The organism is Pseudomonadota bacterium (genome assembly GCA_016711215.1).
In the GTDB taxonomy this organism is placed as follows: Bacteria; Myxococcota_A; Polyangia.
The window spans coordinates 973,112-995,675 of sequence record JADJTL010000001.1; the positions used below are offsets into that span (position 1 = coordinate 973,112).

Annotated in this window: 15 protein-coding genes; 10 read left to right on the forward strand and 5 right to left on the reverse strand. The window is 71.0% G+C overall.

Annotated features, from left to right (window positions below; translation table 11 throughout):
- Window positions 1-2 precede the first annotated feature (2 nt).
- Window positions 3-1,319 carry an O-acetylhomoserine aminocarboxypropyltransferase/cysteine synthase gene (locus IPL40_03810; GenBank protein ID MBK8480291.1) on the reverse strand — a complete coding sequence of 439 codons (1,317 nt, stop codon included), beginning with the start codon at window positions 1,317-1,319 and terminating at the stop codon, window positions 3-5.
- 95 nt (window positions 1,320-1,414) lie between these two features.
- Between IPL40_03810 and IPL40_03815 the strand changes: the two genes are divergently transcribed.
- The 3 genes from IPL40_03815 (at window position 1,415) to IPL40_03825 (ending at window position 8,647) form a co-directional block, all read left to right on the forward strand.
- Window positions 1,415-3,538: a hypothetical protein gene (locus IPL40_03815; GenBank protein MBK8480292.1), complete on the forward strand. Its 2,124-nt coding sequence runs from the start codon at window positions 1,415-1,417 to the stop codon at window positions 3,536-3,538.
- A gap of 112 nt (window positions 3,539-3,650) precedes the next feature.
- Window positions 3,651-5,630: a hypothetical protein gene (locus tag IPL40_03820; GenBank protein MBK8480293.1), complete on the forward strand. Its 1,980-nt coding sequence runs from the start codon at window positions 3,651-3,653 to the stop codon at window positions 5,628-5,630.
- A gap of 158 nt (window positions 5,631-5,788) precedes the next feature.
- Window positions 5,789-8,647 carry an MMPL family transporter gene (locus tag IPL40_03825; protein MBK8480294.1) on the forward strand — a complete coding sequence of 953 codons (2,859 nt, stop codon included), beginning with the start codon at window positions 5,789-5,791 and terminating at the stop codon, window positions 8,645-8,647.
- A gap of 37 nt (window positions 8,648-8,684) precedes the next feature.
- Here the strand turns inward: IPL40_03825 and IPL40_03830 are convergent, their stop codons facing one another.
- Window positions 8,685-11,369, reverse strand: a complete 2,685-nt coding sequence (locus tag IPL40_03830) for a hypothetical protein (protein MBK8480295.1) — start codon at window positions 11,367-11,369, stop codon at window positions 8,685-8,687.
- Between the two features lie 156 nt (window positions 11,370-11,525).
- Window positions 11,526-12,068, reverse strand: coding sequence for a hypothetical protein (locus IPL40_03835; GenBank protein ID MBK8480296.1), 543 nt, complete (start codon window positions 12,066-12,068; stop codon window positions 11,526-11,528).
- Between the two features lie 199 nt (window positions 12,069-12,267).
- Between IPL40_03835 and IPL40_03840 the strand changes: the two genes are divergently transcribed.
- On the forward strand, window positions 12,268-12,837 hold the full coding sequence (locus IPL40_03840) for a DUF721 domain-containing protein (protein MBK8480297.1): 570 nt from the start codon (window positions 12,268-12,270) through the stop codon (window positions 12,835-12,837).
- A gap of 32 nt (window positions 12,838-12,869) precedes the next feature.
- Here the strand turns inward: IPL40_03840 and IPL40_03845 are convergent, their stop codons facing one another.
- Window positions 12,870-13,721, reverse strand: a complete 852-nt coding sequence (locus IPL40_03845; GenBank protein ID MBK8480298.1) for a carbon-nitrogen hydrolase family protein — start codon at window positions 13,719-13,721, stop codon at window positions 12,870-12,872.
- Between the two features lie 21 nt (window positions 13,722-13,742).
- Window positions 13,743-14,699, reverse strand: a complete 957-nt coding sequence (locus IPL40_03850; GenBank protein ID MBK8480299.1) for a 2-hydroxyacid dehydrogenase — start codon at window positions 14,697-14,699, stop codon at window positions 13,743-13,745.
- A gap of 489 nt (window positions 14,700-15,188) precedes the next feature.
- Here IPL40_03850 and IPL40_03855 point away from each other — a divergent pair, with 489 nt between their 5' ends.
- From IPL40_03855 to rbfA, 6 genes are all read left to right on the forward strand, one after another.
- Complete coding sequence (locus tag IPL40_03855; GenBank protein ID MBK8480300.1) at window positions 15,189-15,704, forward strand: ribosome maturation factor RimP; 516 nt, start codon at window positions 15,189-15,191, stop codon at window positions 15,702-15,704.
- Window positions 15,705-15,845: 141 nt separating this feature from the next.
- Entirely contained in the window at window positions 15,846-17,549 is a 1,704-nt protein-coding gene (gene nusA / locus IPL40_03860; protein ID MBK8480301.1) for a transcription termination/antitermination protein NusA, read from the forward strand.
- A 3-nt stretch (window positions 17,550-17,552) separates the two neighbouring features.
- Complete coding sequence (locus IPL40_03865) at window positions 17,553-18,083, forward strand: YlxR family protein (protein ID MBK8480302.1); 531 nt, start codon at window positions 17,553-17,555, stop codon at window positions 18,081-18,083.
- Window positions 18,084-18,177: 94 nt separating this feature from the next.
- Window positions 18,178-20,853: a translation initiation factor IF-2 gene (gene infB / locus IPL40_03870; GenBank protein MBK8480303.1), complete on the forward strand. Its 2,676-nt coding sequence runs from the start codon at window positions 18,178-18,180 to the stop codon at window positions 20,851-20,853.
- A 44-nt stretch (window positions 20,854-20,897) separates the two neighbouring features.
- Window positions 20,898-21,236 carry a DUF503 domain-containing protein gene (locus tag IPL40_03875; protein ID MBK8480304.1) on the forward strand — a complete coding sequence of 113 codons (339 nt, stop codon included), beginning with the start codon at window positions 20,898-20,900 and terminating at the stop codon, window positions 21,234-21,236.
- Window positions 21,229-22,560: a 30S ribosome-binding factor RbfA gene (rbfA, locus tag IPL40_03880; protein MBK8480305.1), complete on the forward strand. Its 1,332-nt coding sequence runs from the start codon at window positions 21,229-21,231 to the stop codon at window positions 22,558-22,560. Before IPL40_03875 ends, rbfA begins: the two co-directional genes overlap by 8 nt.
- The last annotated feature ends 4 nt before the right edge of the window (window positions 22,561-22,564 follow it).

Here is a 22,564-nt window from a genome sequence, read left to right on the forward strand (position 1 = left end):
CTTCAGCGCACCTGGACCTGCGCGCCGCCGCTGGCCGCCGCGAGCGCCTGGTCGAGGTCCGCGATGATGTCGTCGATGTGCTCGAGGCCAACCGATAGCCGCAGCAGCTCGGGCGTGATGCCACCCGCGCGCTGCTGTTCGGCGTTGAGCTGGCTATGCGTCGTCGTCGCCGGGTGAATCGCCAGGCTCTTGGCGTCACCGACGTTGGCCAGGTGACTGAAGAGCCGCAGGCTCTCGATGAAGCGCTGACCGCCGGCCGCGCCGCCGTGGATGCCGAAGACGACCATGCCGCCGAAGCCGCCCTGCAGGTAGCGCTGGGCGTTGGCGTGGGTCGGGTGATCGGGCAGCCCGGGGTAGCGCACCCACTCGACCGACGGCTGCTCACGCAGCCAGCGCGCGACGGCGAGCGCGTTCTCGCAGTGGCGCTGCATCCGCAGCGGCAGCGTCTCGATCCCCTGCAGAAACATCCAGGCATTATCCGGCGCGAGGCAGGCGCCGAGGTTGCGCAGGGGCACCAGTCGCATGCGCAGAATGAACGCCAGCGCGCTCAGCTCGCCGAGGTCGTGCGCGTAGCGCAGGCCGTGATAGCCGGGATCCGGCTCGTTGAAGAGGGCGAACTTCGGATCCTTCCAGTCGAAGCGCCCGCCGTCGACGCAGATTCCGCCGATGCCGGCGCCGTGGCCGCCGAGCCACTTGGTCAACGAGCTGCAAACGAGATCGGCGCCGTGCTCGAGCGGTCGCAGCAGCGCCGGCGTGGTGAAGGTGTTGTCGACCACGAGCGGCAGGTGATGCGCCTGCGCGATCGCGGCGATGGCGGCGAAGTCGGGGACGTTCAGCGCTGGGTTGCCGCAGGACTCGACGAAGAGCAGCCGCGTCTTGGGGGTGATCGCGCGCGCGAACTGCTCCGGATCGGTCGGATCGACGAAGCGCGTGGTGATCCCGAGCTGGGGGTGGATCGTGTCGAACATCGTATAGGTGCCGCCGTAGAGGTCGTTCGCGGCGACCACCTCGTCGCCCGCTCTACAGGTGTTGATCACGGCATAGTGGATGGCGCTGGTTCCCGACGCGAGCGCCAGCGCCGCCGCGCCGCCCTCGAGCGCGGCTACCCGCTCCTCCAGTACGGCGGTGGTGGGGTTCATCAGCCGGGTGTAGATGTTGCCGAGCTCTTTGAGCGCGAAGAGGTTGGCGGCGTGCTCTGTATCGCGGAACGTGTAGGAGGCGGTGCGGTAGATCGGCACGGCGCGCGCGCGCGTCGTCGGGTCGGGCTCGTGACCCGCATGCAGGCAGAGGGTCTCGAGATGATAGCGGCGTGGGTCCATGGTGCGCTCAGCCAGCCTTTCTGTGTCGAGTCCGTCCAGGCTCGGCCGCGAAACGTAGACCGTTCGCGTGCGCCCGGCAAGGCCGCGGCGTGGCGATGAGGGAGCGCGCGCGGGGCCCGACGCGAGGCGCTCGCGCCGCGCTGACGCGGGCGCTGGTGCTGGCGCTGGCGCTGACTGGCAGCGCTGGCGGCCGGGTGTGCAGCGCCGCTGCTGCGGGCCGCGCCCTGCGCTTGCGAGCCGAGCGCGTCCGCCTCGCGGGCGAGGGCTGGGAGGCCGAGGGGCGCGTCGAGGCGCAGCTTGGCCCTTGCCGCTGGGAGGCGGATGCCCTGCGCCGTGAGGCCGGTGGCGCGGTCGGTGCCGAGCAGCTGCGGGTCACGCTCTGCGCTGAGCCCTCGAGCTGTCGCGGCCCCTGGGTCGAGGCGCGGCGCGTGACGCTCGACGGCTTCGGCGGGTGGCGCGCGCAGGGGCTCCGGACGGCCCTCTGTGGCTGCTGGCCGGCGCTGCGGCTGGAGGCCGCGCGAGCCGCGCTCTCCGCCACCGACGGGCGGCTCTATCTGGTCGCGCCGCGCTTGCGCTGGGGGCGCCTGCCGCTCGCCTGGGCGCCCTTTTGGGCGCTGCCGACGCGGGCGGGCACCAGCGGCCTGCTCTGGCCCGTGATCGGCTACAGCGGTCGCGACGGGTTGCGCGTCGAGCAGGGGGGCGAGGTCTTCCTCGGGCGGCAGGTGGATGCGCGACTCTCCCTCGGCTGGATCGCCACGCGCGGCCTCGGCGCACGCGCCCGTTTGCGCTATTTCACCGCGGCGCAGGGCGACGGGGCGCTTCACCTCCAGCTCCAGCAGGACGCGAGCTCGCTCCAGCGCTGGCGCGGTCGGCTGGCCGGTCGCCTGCTCTGGCAGGGGTCGCCGGGGGCCCTTGGCCTGGTGCCCGCGCTGGTCAGCGATCGCCAGGTCCTCGCCGATCTGGCGCGCTCGCCGCGCCTCGTCTTTGCCCCCTATGCGCGCAGCCGCGCCTGGGCCAGCACGGCGCGGGGGCCGGTCGTGGCGACGGTGGTCGCCGATCGTCTCCAGGGCCTGCGCGGGCTCCCGGTTGCGGGCGCGGCCGCGGGCGCGGAAGAGGGCGCTCGTCTCGCCCTGCGGACCGACCTCTTGCCACTGCGGGTGCTCGGGCCGCTGCACCTGCTCGGCGCGGTCGAACTCTCGCGCAGCTTCGGGCTGGGGGCCAGCATTGTCGAGCGCGGGCCATCGCGCAGCGCCGAGCAGGCGCCGAGCGCGGCGCTGGCGCCAAGCGCAGCCGACCTGACGGTCTGGCGCCTGGCGCCGAGCCTGGCGGCCGCCGGGTTGTGGGGGCCCTGGGTCTGGTCGGGGCTGGCCGGCTATCGCCTACAGGCCTTGCTGCGCGAGAGCGCCGACGCTGAGGGGCGCCTGGTGGCGCGGCAGGGCGCGGTGGCGTCGTGGGCGTTGGCGCTGCCCCTGCGTCGCACCTTCCGCCGCGGCAGCAGCCGTTGGCTGCATGGCGTCGAGCCCTTCGTCGGTGGCCGGTGGCGTCGCGGGACGCGCGCGGTCGATCCCGCCCTGGTCGGGTTGGAGCCCTGGGCCTGGGCCGGCGGGGCGCTGCTCGAGCTCGGTGCCCGCAGCTCACTGCTGCGCGTCGACCAGCGGAGGGGGATCGCGCGGCTGCTGCATGCCGAGGCGGCGCTGCAGCTCACCACCGGTGGCGTCGATCGGCGCACGCGGGCGCTGGCGACGCAGCTCACGATCGGGGCGCTCAAGGGGCTGCGCGGTTCGGCCCAGGGCTGGGTCGACTGGCAACGCCGCCGCTGGGTGCTCGACGCAGAGCTCTGTCGTGAGCATGCCCTGGGCGAGGTCTGCGCCGGGTACTGGCGGCTGCGCGGCGCGCGGGCCGACGCGCTGCGTCTCTGGGATGACGCGGCATGGCCCACCCTGGGGACGCGCGCGACCGCCCTGCTCGGTGCCTCCGCCGATCAGCTCGGCGCGAGCGCGCTGCTGCGTCTCGGCCTCTGGCGCGCTGAGGTCCTGGCGCGGCTCGACCCGCTGGCGTGGACCCTGACGCAGGGCCAGGCTCGTCTGGCTAGCGCGCCGATCTACGGCTGTCTCGACCTGGCGCTCGCCGCGCAGCTCCGGGCCGGACAGCGTCGCCCCGATATCCTGGCCCAGCTCAGCTGGCGCGGTGCAGCTTTGGCGCGCTGTGGGCGCTGGTAACGCGCGTTCGCTCTGCTTTTGCCACCCGAACACGAAACTCGTCGCGCTCCCGTTCGCCGTGCCATACTGCCCGCGACCGATTTCAGCTCGTCATCGCTCGATGGAGGCCCGCATGCGAAGCTCGGCTCGGCTGCGCCGCTTACTGCCAGTGCTTGGATCGATGCTCCTCACCATCGCCTGCGGCGACGGCAAGAAGCCCTTCAAGCCCGTCGTGCTGCCGGATGGCTTCGGCTTGCGCGACGCCTCGATCTACCTCGACGGTCGCACCTCCGACCTCGGCGCCAATCCGGACCTGCGCGTCAGCCTGGAGGGGCCCGAGATCACGATCCAGACCCCGGAGGAGGCGCAGATCATCGTTGGCGACCTGCTCAAGGTGCTGGTCAAGGTCACGGACCCCGACGGTGTCGAGGCGCAATCGCTGCGGCTGACGCTGCAAGGCTCCCAGCCCGTCGCGCTCGGCCTGACGACGACGCCCGACGTCTACGAGGCCCTCCTCGACATGCGCAAGATCGTCGGCAAGGGTCGGCTCTGGGTCGAGGCCACGGACCTCTTGGGCAACGCCAATAGCCAGGTGCGGCTCTTCGAGCGCGACCCGGGCCCCATCGTGCTCTTCTTGGCGCCGAGCGAGGGCGCGCGCTTTCCCCGCAGCGTCTCGGTGCAGCTGGTGGTGGCCGACCGCGTCGAGGTCACGGCCTTCGAGACGCGCATCGGCACGCAGCCCTTGACGCTGGCGACGACGGCCTCGACGGCCGACCGCACCGTTTACGTCGGTCAGGTGCAGTTCGACGATCCGATGTTCCCCGTGCCGCTCTCCGGCCAGCAGGTGCTGACGGCCTCGGCGACCAACGCCAACGGCGCGCGGACGATCGTCAAGCGCACCTTCTTCGTCGACGATGAGGGGCCGAGCATCAGCATTCGCAGCCAGCAGGCCGGCCAGCTGATCGGGCGGGTGATCGACCTCGCCGCCGAGGTCAGCGATCCGGCGGGTGTGCAGGCGGCCTCGGTGCGCTGTGTGATCGGCAACGAGCTGCAGAAGCGCGAGGTCACGCTCGAGCCCGATCCGACCAACCCCGCCATCTATCGCGGCCAGTTCGATACGCGCAATTTGACGCTGCAGATGCTCTGGCCCGTGCTCTCGTTCCGCGCCGTCGACCGCCTCGGCAACGAGAGTCACCGCGAAATCGAGGTCGCGCTCGATGACCGCCAGCCGATCCTCTCGCTCGATCCGGCCGAGGACTTCCGCGCGCTGCGCGAGAAGGACGACACGATTCAGTGCTCGCTGCCCTTCGATCCTGTCGGCCGCGACGCCGCCGATGACCTCGACGCCGTGCCGCAGGTCACCGAGCTCCGCGCGCGAATCGAGGACCGCGGCAACGGGGTGCCCGGGGCGCAGATCGTGCCGATCGGCACGGTCGACCCCGCGACCGTTCGGCTCTTCGTGCTGCCGGGCGCGGTCGGCAAGCCGATCGTCGTCGATACGGATGGCGATGGCTTCTGCGACGCGATCAACCCCGCGGTGGTGCCGCTGGGGAGCCGACCGGATCCGGGTCAGGCCGTGGCCGTCGACCTGGCGCCGATCCCCGGATCGGGGATAGCCGACTTCACGCCGCACCTCAACCCGCCGCTGCCCACCGGTCTGGGCTGCGTCAACGGCGACGAGGCGAAGTCGCCGCGATCGCTCTGCGACACGACCCCGGCGAGTATGTCCTCGATCATCACTTATTCGACGAAGCTGCCCGCGATCTGGACGATTCCCCCTGTGCGCCCTTCCGACGACGACTACTGCGTCGGCATCGGCTTCGACTTCCGAGCCAACGAAATACCCGCAGGCTGGGCCTGCATCGCCGCGGAGGCCCGCGACGAGCTGGGAAATCTCGGGGTCTCGCGCCCGATCCGCGTCGCCGTCGAATACGGCACGAGTCGCTTTCTCCCGGGGCCAGCGCCGGCGACGGCCGGAGCGGCGCCCAACTGCACCGGCACCCTCGATGCCGCCACTGGCAAGGTGACGGCCCAGCCCTGCGCCTTCCGCGAGTGGGACCTCGACTTCGCGCAGGAGTTCCAGCCCGCGCTGGAAACGCGCTTCTTCCGCTGATCGGACGCCAGGGGGGCTGCGCGCGCCTCGCCCTCCTCCGCGCCGCGCGCCTGCGATCGGCCGCGCTAGCGCTCCCGCGCCGGCTGCAAGGGCAGGTCGGGGTATTCTCTGTTGACGGCGCGCGCGGTCTGCGGCACCTCTGAGCGCGGACGCTCCTTATGCGCGAACGCCTCCTCGCTCTCATCAGCCGCACCGTGGTGCACCGGCCGCTGCGGGTGCTCACGATCGCGGCGCTCGCCGCGGTCGCCGGCGCGGCGCTCGTCCCGGGCCTGCACGTCCGTGCGGGCCACTCGGCCGTTGTCTCGAGCGACAGTCCCGACCAGCGGCGCTTCAACCAGTTCCTCGAGCGCTTTGGCTCGCCCAACGTGCTCTTTGCGCTGATCGAGGGCGGTAATGCGCCGCTGCGGCGGCAGCTCGTCGACCGCCTCGGCGCGCGGCTTCCCGCACCGCCGCTGGCGGCCGGCGCGCCGCGCTCTCCTTGCTCGACCGCGGCCCGGGAGCGGGCGAGTGGCTGCGTGCGGGACGTCTTTGGGCGGGTCGCGCTCGATCGCCTCGAGCGCTACGGCTTGCTCTTCTTGCCGCAGGCGGCGCTGCACCGGCTGGTCGCGGCCTTGGCGGATCCGCAGCTCGGCTTCCGTGGGCTCGCGCAGGTCGGGGACTTGTCGGGACTGCTCGGGCTGGCGGCGCAGGAGGTCACACGTCGCGCGCAGCTACCGGCACCGACGGGGGCCGAGGCCGCCGAGGCTGGGCGCGCGCTGGTGCTGGCGACGCAAGCGATCGACGCCCTGACAGAGTCGCTACGCGCCGCCGAGCCGCGGGCGCTCGATCTGCGGGCGGCCTTGGCGCAGCTCGCCGGATCTGCCGCGCAGCTCCAATCCGGCGTGGATGACGCCGGCTACCTCCGCTCGCGCGACGGACGGATGGCGGTGGCGATGATTCGGCCGATCGACGAGTCGGACGAGCCAGCCGTCGTCGTGCCCTTCGTCGGCTATGTGCAGCGCCAGGCCGACGGTCTCGCCGCCGCGCTGACGGCGGCTCACTGCGGGGCGGAGCAGGCGCGCGCCGGGGCGGCAAGTGCGGCCTGCAGCGAGGGGCCCCTTCGCGTGCGTCTCGCGGGCCTGCCGGCGCTGATCGTCGCCGAGCAGTCGATCCTCGACCGCGACACCGTGATGACCAGCGCTGTCGCCGCCCTGGCGATCGTGCTGATCTTCGTCTTCGGCTTCCGCTCGCTACGCCAGAGCCTGATCGGCATCGTGCCCTTGACGATCGCCATGCTTTGCACCTTGGCGGCGGTGCGCCTGACCGTTGGCGAGCTGAACCTGATCACCACCGCCTTCATCCCGACCGTGCTCGGCATCGGGATCGACTTCAGCGTCCAGCTCTTGGCGCGCTACAACGAGGCCCGGCGTGGCGGCGCCGAGGCGGTGGCGGCCGTACAGACCTCGATCGCCAGCGCGGGCCCCGGGGTGCTGACCGCCGCGCTGACGATGGCCGGGGCGTTCGTCGCGCTGACGGCCTGTCGGTTCAAGGGTTTTGCCGATCTCGGCGCCATCTCGGCGATGGGGCTGCTGATCGCGCTCGCGAGCGCCCTCTTCGTCGGCTCCGCGATGTTGACCTGGAGGCCGCTGCGCTGGCTCCAGCGCCCGCCGCGCTTGCGGCATGCGCCCGAGCACGATCCAGCGTTGGCGCTGACGCGGCGGGTGTTCTCGCCGCTCGGCCGGCGCTTGCTGCTCGGCGGCGGGGTGCTGGTGACGGTCCTGATGTTCTGGCGCGGGCAGAGCATTCCCTGGTCCTACAACTACCTCGACCTGCTGCCCGCGGATGCCGGGGCGGTGCAGGCGGTTAGCGCGCTGGCGGAGCATACGGACTTCTCCTTCGAGGTGGCGGCGCTCGACACGCCCTCGCTAGCAGCGGCTCGCGACCGCGGTGAGCGCCTGGCACGCCTCGCCACCGTCGGGCGCGTCGAATCGCTCGCGAGCTATCTGCCCGCCGACCAAGAGGCCAAGCGTCGCGAGCTCGAGCGGCTACGTCCGGTGGTTGGCGCGCTCACGATCACGCCCTACGCGCCGCCGTCGACCGGCTTCGCGTTGGCGCGCTGGCGCGAGGGCCTCGACGCGTTGCTCGATGCGCTGCAGGACATCAGCTTCACCGCCGAGCGCGCGGGTCAGCAGGAGGCGGCGCGGGGGCTGGCGCCGACGGTCGCGGCCCTGCAGCGCCTGCGCGAGGCGAGCGCGACGTTGCCGGCCGAGCGCGTTCAGCGTCGGCTGGCCGCGCTCGAGGCCACGGTGATAGGCGGGCTTCGTGCGGCCCTGAGCTTGGTGCAGCAATCGGTCGGTCTCGAGGCGCTGACCGAGGCGAGGCTGCTCGAGCTGCTGCCCCGCGCGGTGCGCGATCGGCTCCACGCCAAGGGCCACTACGCGCTCTACGTCTATCCCAAGGGTTCGCTCTGGGCGCCCGGCTTTCTGCCGCGCTTCGTCGACGACCTGCGCAGCGTCGATCGCGGCGCGACGGGCTTTCCGGTCTCGCATTGGGAGTCGAATCTGGCGATTCAGAGCGGCTTCCGCTCGGCGACGGCGCTGGCCGGGCTGGCGATCGTACTGCTCTTGGCCTTCGACTTCCGCAGTGTGCGCTACACGGCGCTGGCGCTCTTTCCGCTGAGCGTGGGAATCGCGTGGATGTGGGGCAGCATGAGCCTGCTCGGCATGTCGTACAATTTCGCGAATATCGTCGGCTTTCCGATGATCGTCGGCATCGGCGTGGCCTATGGCATCTACATCCTCCACCGCTTTCGCCAGGAGGGCGAACGCAATGTGCCCGCGGTGGTCCGTAACACTGGTCTGGGCGTGCTGCTCTCCGCGCTGGCCAATATGGCGGGCTTTGGCTCGATCGCGCTCGCCACCCACCGCGGCGCTCGCTCGCTCGGCCTCTTGCTCTTCTTCGGCTGCTGCTTCTGCCTGATCGCCGCCGCGCTGTTGTTGCCGGCGCTCCTCGGCGAGCTCAAGCGCGAGCGGCGCTAGCGGTCAGGCGCGAGGGGCGACGGGAGCTGGGCTGCGTTCACTCTAGCGTGCGGCGAGCGGAAGGGCGGGCAGGCGGCTGGAGCTCGCCCCCGGTGCGCGGGCCGCCCCGCGTTTCCGCTCGCGCGCTTCGTCGCAGGCCTGGTGGGCTCGCCGAGGCGGGGGCCGCCGTTGCCGGTGGGGCCCGGTCCGCGAGGCGGAAGGGAATGAAGAAGAGCCGCAGGGTGCGCTTGCGGCCCTGCCGCTGATAGCCAAACAAGCCACCGAGCACCGTGACACTGAGATCACGATCGCGGGTCGCGGCCTTGGGCGCTTGCTTGGCCTGCAGCAGCGGGAAGACCACGAGGTCGTAGCCCCCGCTTTGCTTGTCGCGTCGGAAATAGGTGTTGAGCACGACCGTGGTGCGATGCTCGCGACGGTCGAAGCGCCAGTAGAAGGGGAAGACGATGGTCGAGCGCCGATGCGGCCGGCGGAAGTCCCAATAGAGGGGAAAACCCACCGTGCTGCTGCGCCGCTGTCCGCCAAAGTGCCAGACCACCGGAAAGACCACGGTATCCGTGCCCCCGGGCCGGCGCCGCACCCAGATTCCCGGTGGTGCGAGGTAGGAGGTCGTGTGGTGGGCCAGGTTTCGGTGGCGCAGGAAGAAGGGAAACACGGCGGTCGTGCGCTCGAGGTGCCGGTCGTGCAGATCCCAATAGAAGGGAAAGACCACCGTCGTCGTTTGGTCGACGCGGCTGAGCCGCCAGAAGATCGGAAAGAACACGTGCTCGCTGCGGCCCGGGCGCGACTGCGCGAAGTAGCCGGGGAGCGTAAAGAAGAGGCCATGGCGTCCGCGCTGGTCGCGCGCGCGGAAGCCCAGGGGCAGCAGCACGTCCCAGGTACGGGCCGGGCCGCGCCAATGGAAGAAGGGCAGGGCGTACCAGCTCGTCCCCGCCTCACGGCGATCGAAGCCGAAGAGTGGCGTCAAGAGCGCCTTGCGTTGCGCCTCCTTGCGCCAATAGAAGAGCGGCGCGACGGCGAGCGACCGGCCGCCCCGGCGGTCGACGGAGGTATAGAAGACGGGTGCCAGCGCCAGGGCGCGGCGCTCCGGTGTGTGCCAGTAGGCCAAGGGGCCAAAGATGCTCAGCGCCTGTTGCGCCTGCGGCCGCGCGAAGTGCCAGACCAGCGGCGGGATGACGGTGTAGCCGCGCTCCGCTGCGCGGCGGTGGAAGAAGAGCGGAACCAGGCCCGTGGCGTAGCCCGCACGCTCGCTGCGCCAATAGAAGGGTCCGCAGACCCAGAGGCGCTCGGCGCGCTTGAGCTCGTTGCGGTAGTAGAAGAGGGGCAACACCACGAGCTGGCGCCGCCGCGCGTTGGCGCTGTAGTAGACCAAAGGAGCCGCGCCCCAGCTCTGCCCCTGCGGCGTCTTGCGCCAGAACGCCGGCCCGACGACGCGCAGCGAGCGCTGCTTGTCGCGCAGATGCCAGTAGAGCGGAAAGAGCACGTCCGCGTCCTTGCCCTCGCGCCCGCGCAACCCCCAATAGAAGGGAAAGACGACGAGGCTGCGCTGCGTCGAATCGCTAACCTTCCAGATCAGGGGGAAGAGCACGTCGACGTTGAGCGCCGGACTGCGATGCCGAAGGGCGAGCGGGAGGATCGCCGTGGTGCGCGATCCGCTGCCCGGGCGCTCGAGGTCGACGAAAAAGGGCAGCAGCAGGTGTGCGCGAACATCGGGTCGCCGGTACCAGACATAGGGGCCCCACAGCCCGCGGTCGAGGCCGCGCGCGCTGTCGCGGTGTAGCCCGCCGACGGGCGTCAGCAGCAGGCGCCGCGTCGCGCTGCGCTCATGGAAGTAGAGCGGCACGACGGTATCGACGCGTCGCTCCCCGTCCCGAAGCCCGACGTAGGGGCCGGACCAGAGGAGCCACTGCCGGCTGCCGGGCCCACCGTCGCGGCGGTAGAAGAGCGGCGGGAGGATCGCCAGGTAGCGGCTGCCGCCGCTGCGGCCGGCCGCAAAGATCGGTAGCAGCCCGAAGAGCCGCTCCTGCCCCTGACGCCGGTAGAGCAGGGGGAAGGCGAGCAGCGTACGGCGCTGCGCGGCGGGGTCGTGAAAGTGCCACCAGAGGGGAAAGAGCACCTGATGCGTGCGACCACCCTCGCGGCCAGCAAAGAAGAGCGGTAGGAGCGCGGTCGACCAGCCTCGCCGATGCCGCCGCAGGTACCAGGGGCCGAGCGCGCTGGTGTCTCCATCAGGCGTGCGCCGATGCCACAGCAGCAGCGGTGGCACCACGAGGTGGTGCCTGCCGGGCGCCTGTCCGACCCAGAGCAAGGGGAGGATCGTGGTGCGCCAGTGCTGCGGGCCGCGATCGAGCGCCGCGAGCAACGGCAAGGCCACATCGAGCGTGCTGCCGTCGCCCCGCTGGCGGTGGATAAAGAGCGGCAGCAGGGCGGTGGTGCGGGTTTGCGGGCGGCCGGCGACGAAGCGCCAAAAGATTGGCGCCAGCACCTGTGTGCTCCCCTCGGAATCGCGCTGAGAGATCCAGGGTCCGACGACCGTGGTCTTGCGCTGCCGCGCCGGGTCGTCGCTTCTCCAGAAAAAGGGCATCACGCCGGTGCTCCGCGGGCGCATCGCGGGTTGGGCCCTCGGCTCCGGCTTGCGCGCCACAGCGGGCGTCGGCGCGGGCGTCGGCGTTCGGGCCGGCGCGGCCACGGCGCTTCGCGCGGCGGCGGGCGGGATCGCGCCCATCCCCGCGCTCCAGGCCGCGAGCACGAGGCTGGTCCAGGCGAGAGTCGTGAGAGCCCCCCGCCGCGGTCGCAGCCGGCGCGCGTGCAGCGGGCGGGGGAGGCGCTGGTTGAATGAGACGGGCACGTGAACTCCGCGAGGTCCCGAGTCCTGCGCCGGCTAAAGCGGCAGGATCATCTTCCACTCGCTGTTTTCCTTGAGGAAGCGAAGCTCGCCCTCGTCGCCCTTCGCGTCGCCCCCGCGCCGAATCTTGAGCACGGCGCTCTCGCCCTTGATCTCGGTCCCGACGATCTCGAGCTGGACGTTGCTCCACTCTTGCTTGAGCTGGGCGCGGAACTTCTCGGGCGTGGCCTGCGCCACCTGCTGGCCGAGGAACATCTGGTAATAGGCCGAGTGCGCGTCGATGTAGGCCTCGAGGTCGCCCCTGATGCCCGCGGCGCGCAGCTGCGCGAAGGCCTTGACGGGGGTCGCAAACTCCGCGCGCGGTTTGGGTAGCTGGAGCGCGATGCGGGCGACCTTCTCGCGCGGCAGATGCAGCAAGGTGCCATTCGGCAGGCGCAGCGTCAGCATGCCCTCGTAGAAGTGCACGAGCTGACCGATCAAGCGCGTCTTGTCGAGCAACTCGACGGCGTCGTCGGCCCTTGCAGGGCGCGGGGCGCCGAGTCCGAGGCCGAGCGCGAAGAGCAGCGCAAGGGGTGCCACGCCAAGCCCTCGGCGGCGCTCTGGCCGCGTCGCATCCCCTTGTCCGAAGCGTCGTTCAAAATGCCGCATGCAAGCCCCCGCGCAGTCGTTTAGCCCGGGGGGGCGCTGGGCGTCAAGGCAGCCGCCGGGGGCTCTCGCGGCGCCGACGAGGGGCGCTGCTGGCCGGCTCGCGCGCGGCTGCCGTGGTACCCTGCGAACGATGAAGCAGGTCGCCAAGCGAGGGACGTTGGCGCCGGTCGAGCAGGCGCTGCGACGGCTGATTAGTCGCCGGGGCATGTCGATGTCGCTGCGCCAACACGCGGTGGCGGCGCGCTGGGCCGAGCTGGTCGGCCACCGCATTGCCTCGCATTGCTGGCCCCTCGAGCTGCGCGACGGCGTTCTGCTGGTGGCGGTCGCCGACAGCGCCTGGCTGCAGCAGCTCAGCTTCCTGCGCGCCGAGCTGGTCGTGCGCATCAAGACAGAGCTGCCCGACTGCGAGCTCGAATCGATTCGCCTCGTCGCCGCGGCGCAGGGGCAGGGGATGCGCCCCCGGGCCCGCCTCGGGACAGCGCGCGTGCCGGAGGCGGAGACCTTCGTCGTTCCCCCTACCGAACGCCACCGCGCCGAGTCTTGCGCCGAGGCGGAGCTGCCGCCCCTGCCGGACGACGAAATCAGAAGGCGCATCGTCTCGGCGCGAGCGGCGCAACTCGCCCTCCAGCGTGCGCGGCCCGAGACGACGCAGGCTCCGGCCTCGGCAAGCGCGCGGCCGGGGGCGCGTGGCGGTGGGTGAAGGCGCGGGTCGCGTCGCCCCAGCGGTGCGTCTCAGAGACGCCGGTGCTCGAGGCAGGGGAGCTGCCGCCGGACACGCCGCAGGTAGCTCAAATCGAGCTCGCTCACCGCAATGCCTGCGCCGTCTGAGACCTGCGCGATCACCGCGCCCCAGGGGTCGACGATGCAGCTCTTGCCGTAGCTGACGCGCTCGCCCCCATGGTGGCCGAATTGCGCGGGGGCGAGCACGAAGGCCTGGTTCTCGATGGCTCGCGCCCGCAGCAAGGGGAGCCAGTGGTCCTTCCCCGTATGCTCCGTGAACGCCGCCGGGATGCAGAGCACCTCGGCGCCCTGCTCGGTCAGCGCGCGGTAGAGTTCGGGGAAGCGCAGGTCGTAGCAGATCGACAGGCCGATTCGCGTCCCGCCGAGCGGCGCGGTGACGACCTCCCTGCCGGGGGCCACATGCGCCGATTCGCGGAGGTTCGGGCCCCCCGCGATCGCCACGTCGAAGAGGTGAAGCTTGTGATAGACGGCCGCCACCACGCCCGTGGGGTCGAGCAGCACGGCGCTGTTGTGCACCCGCGCGGCGTCCTCGCCGCTCGGGGTCGGCAGGCCACCCAAGAGCAGGTGGAGGCGGTGGCGTCGAGCGAGCGCGCTCAACGCCGACATCAGCGGGCCGGGCGTGCTGCCGGCGCCGAGCGCTTCGGCGATCGCCGCCAGCTCACCTGAGGGGCCGAGGAAGGCGAAGTTCTCGGGCAGGGCGACCAAGGCCGCACCGCGAGCCGCCGCCTCCGCGACCAGGCGTTCGACCGTCTGGAGGTTTTGATCGACGTCGCGACCAGAGCAAAGCTGCACCACGGCGACGCGCAGGCGCTCGCTCTCCTCCGCTGCGGCAGGGGTGTTCATTGCGTCAGTCCTCGCGGCCGCTCAGGCGACCCGGTTGCGCACGCAGCCGGCGCGAAAGGCCTCGATGTTCTGGGCCACCTCGTCGACGAGTCGCTGGCGGGCCTGGCGCGTGCCCCAGGCCACGTGCGGCGTCACGATGAGCTGGGGAATCGACGGGTCGAGCAGCGGGTTTCCGCCCCGCGGCGGCTCCTCGGAAAGCACGTCGACGCCGGCGCCGCCGAGGGTGCCGCGGCGCAGCGCGCTGGCCAGCGCGGCCTCGTCGACGAGGCTACCGCGGGCGGTGTTGATCAAGAGCGCGTTCGGCCTCATCGAGGCCAGCTCGCGCGGGCCGATCATCCCCTCGGTCTGTGGCGTCAGCGGGCAGTGCAGGGTCAGCGCATCGACCTGCGGCAAGAGCTCGAAGAGCGGCAGGCGGCCAGCGCGGGCGGCCGGTCGCCCGGGTCGCGCGGCGATCAGCACCCGCATGCCGAAGGCCGTGGCGATCCTCTGCACGCGGCTGCCGATGGCGCCAAGCCCGACGATGCCGAGCGTCTGACCGGCGAGCTCCTCGAGCGGATGATCGAGCCGGCAGAAGAGGGAGCTGCGCTGCCAGGCGCCGGCGCGCACATCACGGTCGTAGGCCAGCAGCCGCGAGCGCAGCGCCAGCAGCAGCGTGAAGACGTGTTGCGCCACCGAGTCGCTGCTGTAACCAGCCACGTTGCATACCGCGATGCCGCGTCGCCGCGCGGCCTCGAGATCGATATTGTTGACCCCCGTCGCCGCGACGCAGATCAGGCGTAGCAGCGGCGCCTGATCGAGCACCGTCGCGTCCAAGGGCACCTTGTTGGCGACCGCGACCGTGGCACCCTGCAGGCGCTCGACGCGCGACTCAACTGCTGTATTGTCGAAGGTCGACCATTGGGGCAGGCTGCGCTGCAGTCGTCCGAGATCGAGGTCGGCCGGGGCCAGGGTGTCGCGGTCGAGCATGACGCCAAGCATTGTTTTTGACCCTTGTCGCTTTGACCCTTGTCGCTTTGACCCTTGTCGCTCTCGGAGGCCCTGCGCCGTGGTAGCCGCGGTCGCGGGCGCGACCTTCGCCGCCCGAACGACCGGCGGTGGTTCGGGCTTGCACTGCGCCACGAGCCGTGTTAGCGAACTGCCACCTCCTGTGGGAAGTAGCACGAGTGGGCCCGCAGGTCGGCCCACTTTTTTTTTGGGCAGTACTCCGGGCAGGTTTTCCTTTCGGGGCGGGTCTCGTGCAGGGCGTCGGGCGTGCCTAGGGCGCGCGTAGGGCTGGAGACCGCTATGGCGGGACCGCGATTCCGGGACCGCAAGCCTGGCAAGAGCGCCAAGAACGCCGCCAGGAAGGCCAAGGGACCCGGCGGTGGCGGGGCCGGTAGTGGGCCTGGTAGTGGGCCTGGTAGTGGGCCTGGTAGTGGGCCTGGCGCGGTGGCGGCGCGGCGCTCGACCGAGGTGACCGAGGCGGCCGTGGCGGCAGAGCCCGTCGCGGGCAGTGCGCCGGTCGACCTGGAACGGCTCGATCGCTTATGCGAGAGCGCGCTGCAGGCGGTTGGTTATCAGCTCGTCGAGCTGGAGCTCGTGCGCGAGCGGACCGGGTGGTTGCTTCGAGTCTTCCTCGACCACCCGCAGGACGGTCCGGCGGACCGCTCCGTGGCACCGCGTCGTATCAACCACGACGACTGCCGGCGCGCGAGCCACCAGCTTGGTACGGTGCTCGATGTGGAGGACCCGATTGGCTTCGCCTATCGGCTCGAGGTTTCGTCGCCGGGCGTTTTTCGGCCCGTGCGCAAGGAGCGCGACTTCGTGCGCTTCAGCGGCTTTCAGGCGCGGATCAAGCTGCGCGAGCCGCTCGAGGGGCGCAAGAGCTTGGCCGGGGAGCTCCGCGGTGCGGAGGGTGGCGTGGTGACGCTGCTCGAGGATGGGCGGGAGTGGCGGTTGCCGCTTGGACTGATACGCAACGCGCAGCTGGCCGAGGAATACTGACGAGCGCACGTGGCAGTCGGATGGCAGTCGGATGACACCATCGGATGACACCAGTCGGATGACAGTCGGATGACAGTCGGATGACAGTCGGATGCGCGCGCGGCGGTAGTGGAACGCAGAAGGGAAGGGACCAAGAGGATTATGTCGCAGCCGAACCTCAACATGGTCATCGAGCAGGTCGGGAAGGACAAGGGCATCGACCGCGCCGTGCTGATCGAGACGCTTAAACAGGCGATCGTGACGGCGGCCAAGCGGGCCTTTGGTCAACACTTCGAGCTCGAGCCGCAGTACAACGAGGAAACGGGCGCCGTCGACCTGTTCCAGATCGTCAACGTCGTCGAGACCGTGACGCAGCCGGGGCGTGAGATCGAGTTGGCCCAGGCGCGCAGCCACGGACTCGACGCCGAGCCCGGCGACGAGCTGCTCTTCCAGGTCTTCTACAGCAACGACGACAGCGAGCAGGCGCGCGAGCAGGACGAGAAATACGGCGACATGCTCGGTCTGCGCACCTACAAGAAGGGCTTTGGCCGGATCGCGGCGCAAACGGCCAAGCAGGTCATCATCCAGCGCGTGCGCGAGGCCGAGCGCGAGTTGATCTTCAACGAGTACAAGGACCGCAAGGGCGAGCTGATCAACGGCATCGTGCGGCGCTTCGAGCGCGGCAACCTGATCGTCGATCTCGGGCGCGCCGAGGCGGTGCTACCCTCTCGCGAGAAGGTGCCGACCGAGTCCTACCGCGTCGGTGATCGGCTGGTCGCCTTCGTGCTCGATATCGACCGCGCCGCTCGCGGCCCGCAGATTATCCTTTCCCGCACCAACAAGGGCTTGTTGATCAAGCTCTTCGAGCAAGAGGTCCCGGAGATCTACGAGGGCATCGTGCGGATCGAGTCCTGCGCGCGCGAGCCGGGCGCCCGGGCGAAGATCGCCGTCTCCTCCCGCGACTCCGACGTCGATCCAGTCGGCGCCTGCGTCGGTATGAAGGGCTCCCGCGTCCAGGCCGTCGTCGGGGAGCTGCGCGGCGAGAAGATCGACATCGTGCCCTACGAGGAGGATCCGGCGCGCTTCGTCTGCAGCGCGATCCAGCCCGCCGAAGTGTCGCGCGTGCTGATCGACGCGGAGAATCACGCGATGGAGCTGATCGTCCCCGACGACAAGCTCTCGCTGGCCATCGGCAAGCGTGGACAGAATGTGCGCCTGGCGTCGCAGCTCACGGGGTGGCGCATCGACATTCACAGCGAGAGCAAGGTGCGAGAGATCGAGCAGCGCGCGCGCCTCTCGATGGCGGAGATCGAGGGCGTCCCGCAGGAGCTGGCGGATACGATGTTCAAGCTCGGGTGGCGCTCTGTCGCGGACGTCGCGACCACGGCGCCGGAAGAGCTGATGTCGATTCCTGGCCTAGGGGGCATCGAGGCCGCGCAGCGCATCGTGGCGGCGGCGGTCGTGACCGCGGCCGAACACCGACAGCGCGCCGAGATCGAGCGGCAGCGCGTAGCGGCCGAGGGGAAGAAGTCGGACCTCGAGCGACTGCTCTCGGTCGAGGGCATCGACGAGGCACTCGCGGCCAAGTTGGTGGCGCAGTACGGGCGTGCCGAGCAGCTGATCAAGGAGCAGGACATGCGCCGGCTCGGCTTCGCTGCCGGGACCAGCACCAGCGGGGCGCGTGCCCTGCTCTACAAAATTCGCGTCTATCTCGGCGATCTGGATCCACGCTACGCGCCGCCGCCGGAGGTCGATCTCGAGGAGCCGGCCGTAACCGAGGATCAGCTGCCGCCGCCGCCGCCGCCGCCGGGTACGCCGCGCGAACGGACGATGCTGACTGCGGGAGCCCGCGTTCGGCTGGATTGAGCGATGGCGCCGCTGCGGGGCCCGCTGCGCAGCTGCGTCGCCTGTAGACAGCGACGCCCGGGCAGGGAGCTGCTGCGCTGGGTCGTCGATGGGGGAGGCCGGCCGCGGCCGGATTTGCGGCGGCGATCGCGGGGGCGAGGCGCGCATTGCTGCGCACAGCCAGGGTGTTTGGGGCGCGCGTTCGCGCGCGGGGCGTTGGGGCGCGCGTTGAAAACACCCCTGCCGGCGCTCGAGCCGGCGCGGGTGCTGGGCGAGCTGCTGCAAGCGTTGGCGCTGGAGCGCCTCGCGCTCCTGCGGCAGTGTCTGGGCGACGGTCGCGCGCGTTGGTGCTCCGGAGGCGCCGGGGATGGCGCCGGGGACAGCGCTAGGGATGGCGCCGGGGGCGGCGTCAAGGCTGGCGCCGAGAGGGGCCTGAGGGCCGCCGACGACGCCGGCCGGACGCTCTGGCTGGCGGACCCGCGGGCTGCTGCGCAGGTCGAGCAGTGGGAGCGTTGGATGCAAGCCCTGGCGACGGAGCCCCGTGGGGCAGTATAAGTGGCCGACCGAGATCGGCGGCCGACCGAGGCCCTCTTGGGCCTGGGCCGTGAGTTGAGCGGAAGCAACGAGCTGTGGGGGTAGAGGACCGATGATGCAGGGACGGCAGAGCATCGGCGACGGCGCCGCCGGCGACGTGGCGGGCAAGGTGCGGATCTACGAGATCGCCAAAGAGATCGGCCTCGCGAATAAGGAGCTGGTGGACAAGGTCCGCGGGCTCGGGATCGACGTGCGCAATCACATGAGCATGATTGACGTCGAAGAGGTGCAGCGGATCAAGCGCGCCCTGGAGAAAGAGCGCTCCGAGGGACGCGAGGTGCAGCGCCTCGGGGCGACCGTGCTCCGTCGACGGTCCAAGGGACCGGCCGAAGCGCCGGCTGTGGCCGCAGCCCCTGCATCGGCCTCGGCCCCGCTCGCTGTGACGGCCGCAGTCGCGGCGCCCGCCGAGCCTGATCCCAGCCCGTGGACGCCCGTCGCGGAGCCCGGCATCGCGGCGGCGCCGAGCGCCGAGGCCCCCGCGGCTCCGGCGCTCACGACCAGCGAGGCCGCGCTGCCGACCGAGCCCTCCGCTGCCCTGCCGGAGCCAGCGGCTGCAGGCCCCGTCAGCGAGCCGCTCGCTGCACCCCTGGCCGTCCGCGCGCCCGCGCCGACGACCGAGGGCGGGCCGACCGCGCGCAACATCGTGGAGGTGACGCCCCCGCCGCGCCGCGAGATCCGCTTCGCGCCCGGCTACGGGCCCAACGCCCGGCCGCCGGCGCCGCCCGCGCACCACCCTGGCGCGCATGACACGGCCCGGCCTCAGGTCTCCGCCGCCGAGGCGGCGAAGATGCTGGTCCCCGGCGGCATGCGCCGCCCCAAGGTCGTGATCACCGACCTCGACAGCATCCGGCGCGACGCTGGGCGGAAGGACCTGTTCCAGGATCGGCGTAAGGCGGCCGCGCTGCGCGCGCGCAAGAAGCGCCCGACGGCGGTGAAGAAGGGCAAGAAGACCGAGATCACGATGCCCGCGGAGCACAAGCGCGTGATTCGCGTCGAGGATGCCGTCACCGTCGGGGAGATGGCGCGCCAGATGGGTGTCAAGGCCACAGAGGTGCTGAAGAAGCTCTGGGCCGAGGGCATGACCAACGTCACCATCAACCAGAGCATCGACGCCGACACCGCCAGCATCATCGCCTCGGGCTTCGGCTATGAGGTCGAGGACGTCGCCTTCCGCGAGGAGCATGTCCTGCAGGCCGTCGAGGACAACGTCGAGGATCTGCGCCCACGGGCGCCGGTCGTGACCGTGATGGGTCACGTCGACCACGGCAAGACCTCGCTGCTCGATGCGCTCCGGGGCGCGCGGGTAGCGGCGGGCGAGGCCGGTGGTATCACGCAGCACATGGGCGCCTACCGGGTCGCGACGCCGCGCGGCGACATCGTCTTCCTCGACACGCCCGGCCACGAGGCCTTTACGCAGATGCGCGCGCGCGGCGCGCAGTGCACGGACATCGTCGTGCTCGTCGTCGCCGCCGACGATGGCGTGATGCCCCAGACGCTGGAGGCGCTCGACCACGCGCGTGATGCCGGCGTGCCGATCGTCGTCGCGATCAACAAGATCGATCGCGCCAACGCCAACGCCGAGCGCGTGCGGACGCAGCTCGGCGAGCGCAACCTGATACCGGAGGAGTGGGGCGGCGAGACGATCTTCGTCGAGGTCTCGGCCCATACCAAGCAGGGCGTCGACCGCCTGCTCGAGTCCCTGCTGCTGCAGGCCGAGCTGCTCGAGCTGCGGGCGAATCCGAGCAAGCACGCGATCGGCACGGTCGTCGAGGCGCGGATGGACCGCGCGCGCGGCGCGATGTGCACCGTCTTGGTGCAAGAGGGCACCCTGCGGGTTGGCGATGTCGTCGTCGCCGGCGAATACATCGGCAAGGTGCGTGCGTTGCTCGACGACCGCGGCAACAGCCTGGAGCTCGCTGGGCCGAGCATGCCGGTCGAGGTGCTCGGCATGGGCGGCGTACCCGACGCGGGCGACGACTTCAACGCGCTGGTCGACGAAAAGGCGGCGCGCCAGTTGGGCGAGTTCCGCCACGGTCAAGCGCGACGCAAGGAGCTTGGCAGCGCCAGCGCCAAGACGACCTATGAGGAGATCCTCGGCAGAATCCAGAGCGGCACGGGCCAGGATCTGAAGCTGCTGATCAAGGCCGACGTCCACGGATCGGCGCAAGCGGTGCGCGATGCGGTGAGCAAGCTGGCCACCGAGAAGGTCGCAGTCAACGTGATCAGCGCCGGCGTCGGCGGGATCCACGAGACCGACGTCAATCTGGCCAAGGCCGCCGGCGCGGTGATCCTCGGCTTCAGCGTTCGACCGGCCGGCAAGGCCTCGCAGCTCGCGGAGCGCGAGGGTGTCGAGATCAAGATCTACGACATCATTTACGAGTTGCTCGACGACGTGAAGTCCCTGATGCGGGGCCTGCTGCCGAAGCAGCGCACGGAGAAGGCGATCGGGCGGGCCGAGGTGCGCGAGACCTTCACGATTCCGCGGCTGGGCACGATCGCCGGCTGTGGTGTCTTGGACGGCAAGGTCACACGCTCGGCGCATGTGCGGGTGATTCGCGACAGCATCAAGGTCTACGACGGCCGGATCGGCTCGCTGCGCCGCTTCAAGGACGATGTCCGCGAGGTGGCTCAGGGTTATGAGTGCGGTCTGTCGATCGACGGCTACAACGAGCTCAAGCCTGGCGATGGGCTCGAGTTCTACGACATCGAAGAGGTCGCGCCCGAGCTTTGAGCGAGCGTTGAGCCGCGGCAAGACGCTGGTGGAGACCGCATCCCATGGTCGTCGGCGTTTGTCGGCTGAGCCTGTATTTCCGCGGCAGCGCCTCGCTCAAGGATAAGCGCCAGGGTCTCCGGCGCCTGATCGACCGCCTGCGCGCTAAGTTCAACGCTGCCGTGGCCGAGGTCGGGCATCACGAAAGCTGGCAGCGGGCAGCCGTGGGGCTGGTCGTGGTCGGCAACGACGGGGCGCATCTACGCGCGATGCTCGACACGATCTGCGCCTTCGCCGAGCAGCTCTACGTCGCAGAGATCCTCGACCGCGATCTCGAACTGCTGCAGTACGACGAGGCGGCGCCCTTTGGGCGGCCCCTGAGCGGAGAGTGCGCCGATGGCTGATCGCCTGGCCCGTATCAACCGACAGCTCGTGGTCGCCTTGGGCGAGCTGATCAGCGAGCGCCTGCGCGACCCGCGGCTGCCAGCCTCAGCGATCATCTCCGTCTGCGGCGTCGACGCGAGCCCTGATCTCCGCCACGCCAAGGTGCGGGTGCTGATCAGCGGCGACGCTGTCGCGCAGCAACAGGCGCTGCAGGTGCTGCAGCGGGCGCGCGGCTTTCTCCGGGCCGAATTGGCGCAGCGGGTCGAGCTGCGCAACACGCCGGAGCTGCGCTTCCAGCTCGACAGCAGCGGCGTGGCCGCGGCGCGCGTGGACGCGATCCTGCGCGAGCTCGCCAGCACGGGGCGAATGGTCGAGACCTCCTTGGGCGAGGCCGCGGAGCTGCTGGCGGGGGCGGCGCGCGTCTTGGTCACGACGCATCCCGATCCCGACGGCGACGCGATCGGCAGCCTGCTGGCCTTGAGCCGCGGGCTGCGCTCGCGTGGTCAAGAGGTCGTGGCCCTCAGCGTCGACGGGGTGCCGCCCTCGCTGCGCTTCCTCGAGGGCAGCGACGAGGTGGTCGAGACGCTCCCGGAGCGGGGCTTCGATCTGACGGTGATCGTCGATTGCGCGGACGCGCGGATGTTCGCCGGGCGACTGCCGCCGCGCAGCTACCTCGGGGCCCTCTTGGTCGTCGATCACCACGCCACCGTGGGCCAGGTGGCGGACTGGCTCTTTCGCGACCCGACGGCGGCGGCCACCGGCGTCTTGATCCACGCGCTGTTGCAGGCGCTCGAGGTCGCGCTGACGCCCGGCCTGGCCGAGGCGATCTACTGCGCGGTCGTCGCCGATACCGGCTCCTTTCGCTATCAGAACACGACGCCAGAGGTGCTGCGACTGGCCGCCGACCTGGTGGCGCTCGGGGTCGACCCGTGGCGCGTGGCCTCGCAGCTCTTCGAGAGTCGGCCACGCGCGCAGCTCGACCTCCTCGCCCGCGCGCTGGGCACCTTGGAGCTCGGAGCGGCGGGGCGCGCCGCGGCGCTGACCGTGACAGACGCGATGCTGCGCGAGAGCGCCTGTGGGCCCGAGGCGACCAACGGCCTGATCAACTTCGCGCGCAGCGTCGCGGGCGTCGAGGTGGCGGTGCTGCTCCGTCCCTGCGCCGATGGCTGGCGGGTCAGCCTGCGCTCGCGCGGGCGCGTCGACGTGGCGGGCATCGCTCAGGCACAGGGCGGCGGCGGGCACCATAACGCCGCGGGCTTCACCTCCTCGCTTTCGGCGACCGAGCTCTTGCGCCTGCTCTTCGACGAGACCGGCCGGCGCTGCGCGGCCTTGGAGCCGGAGTAGAGGT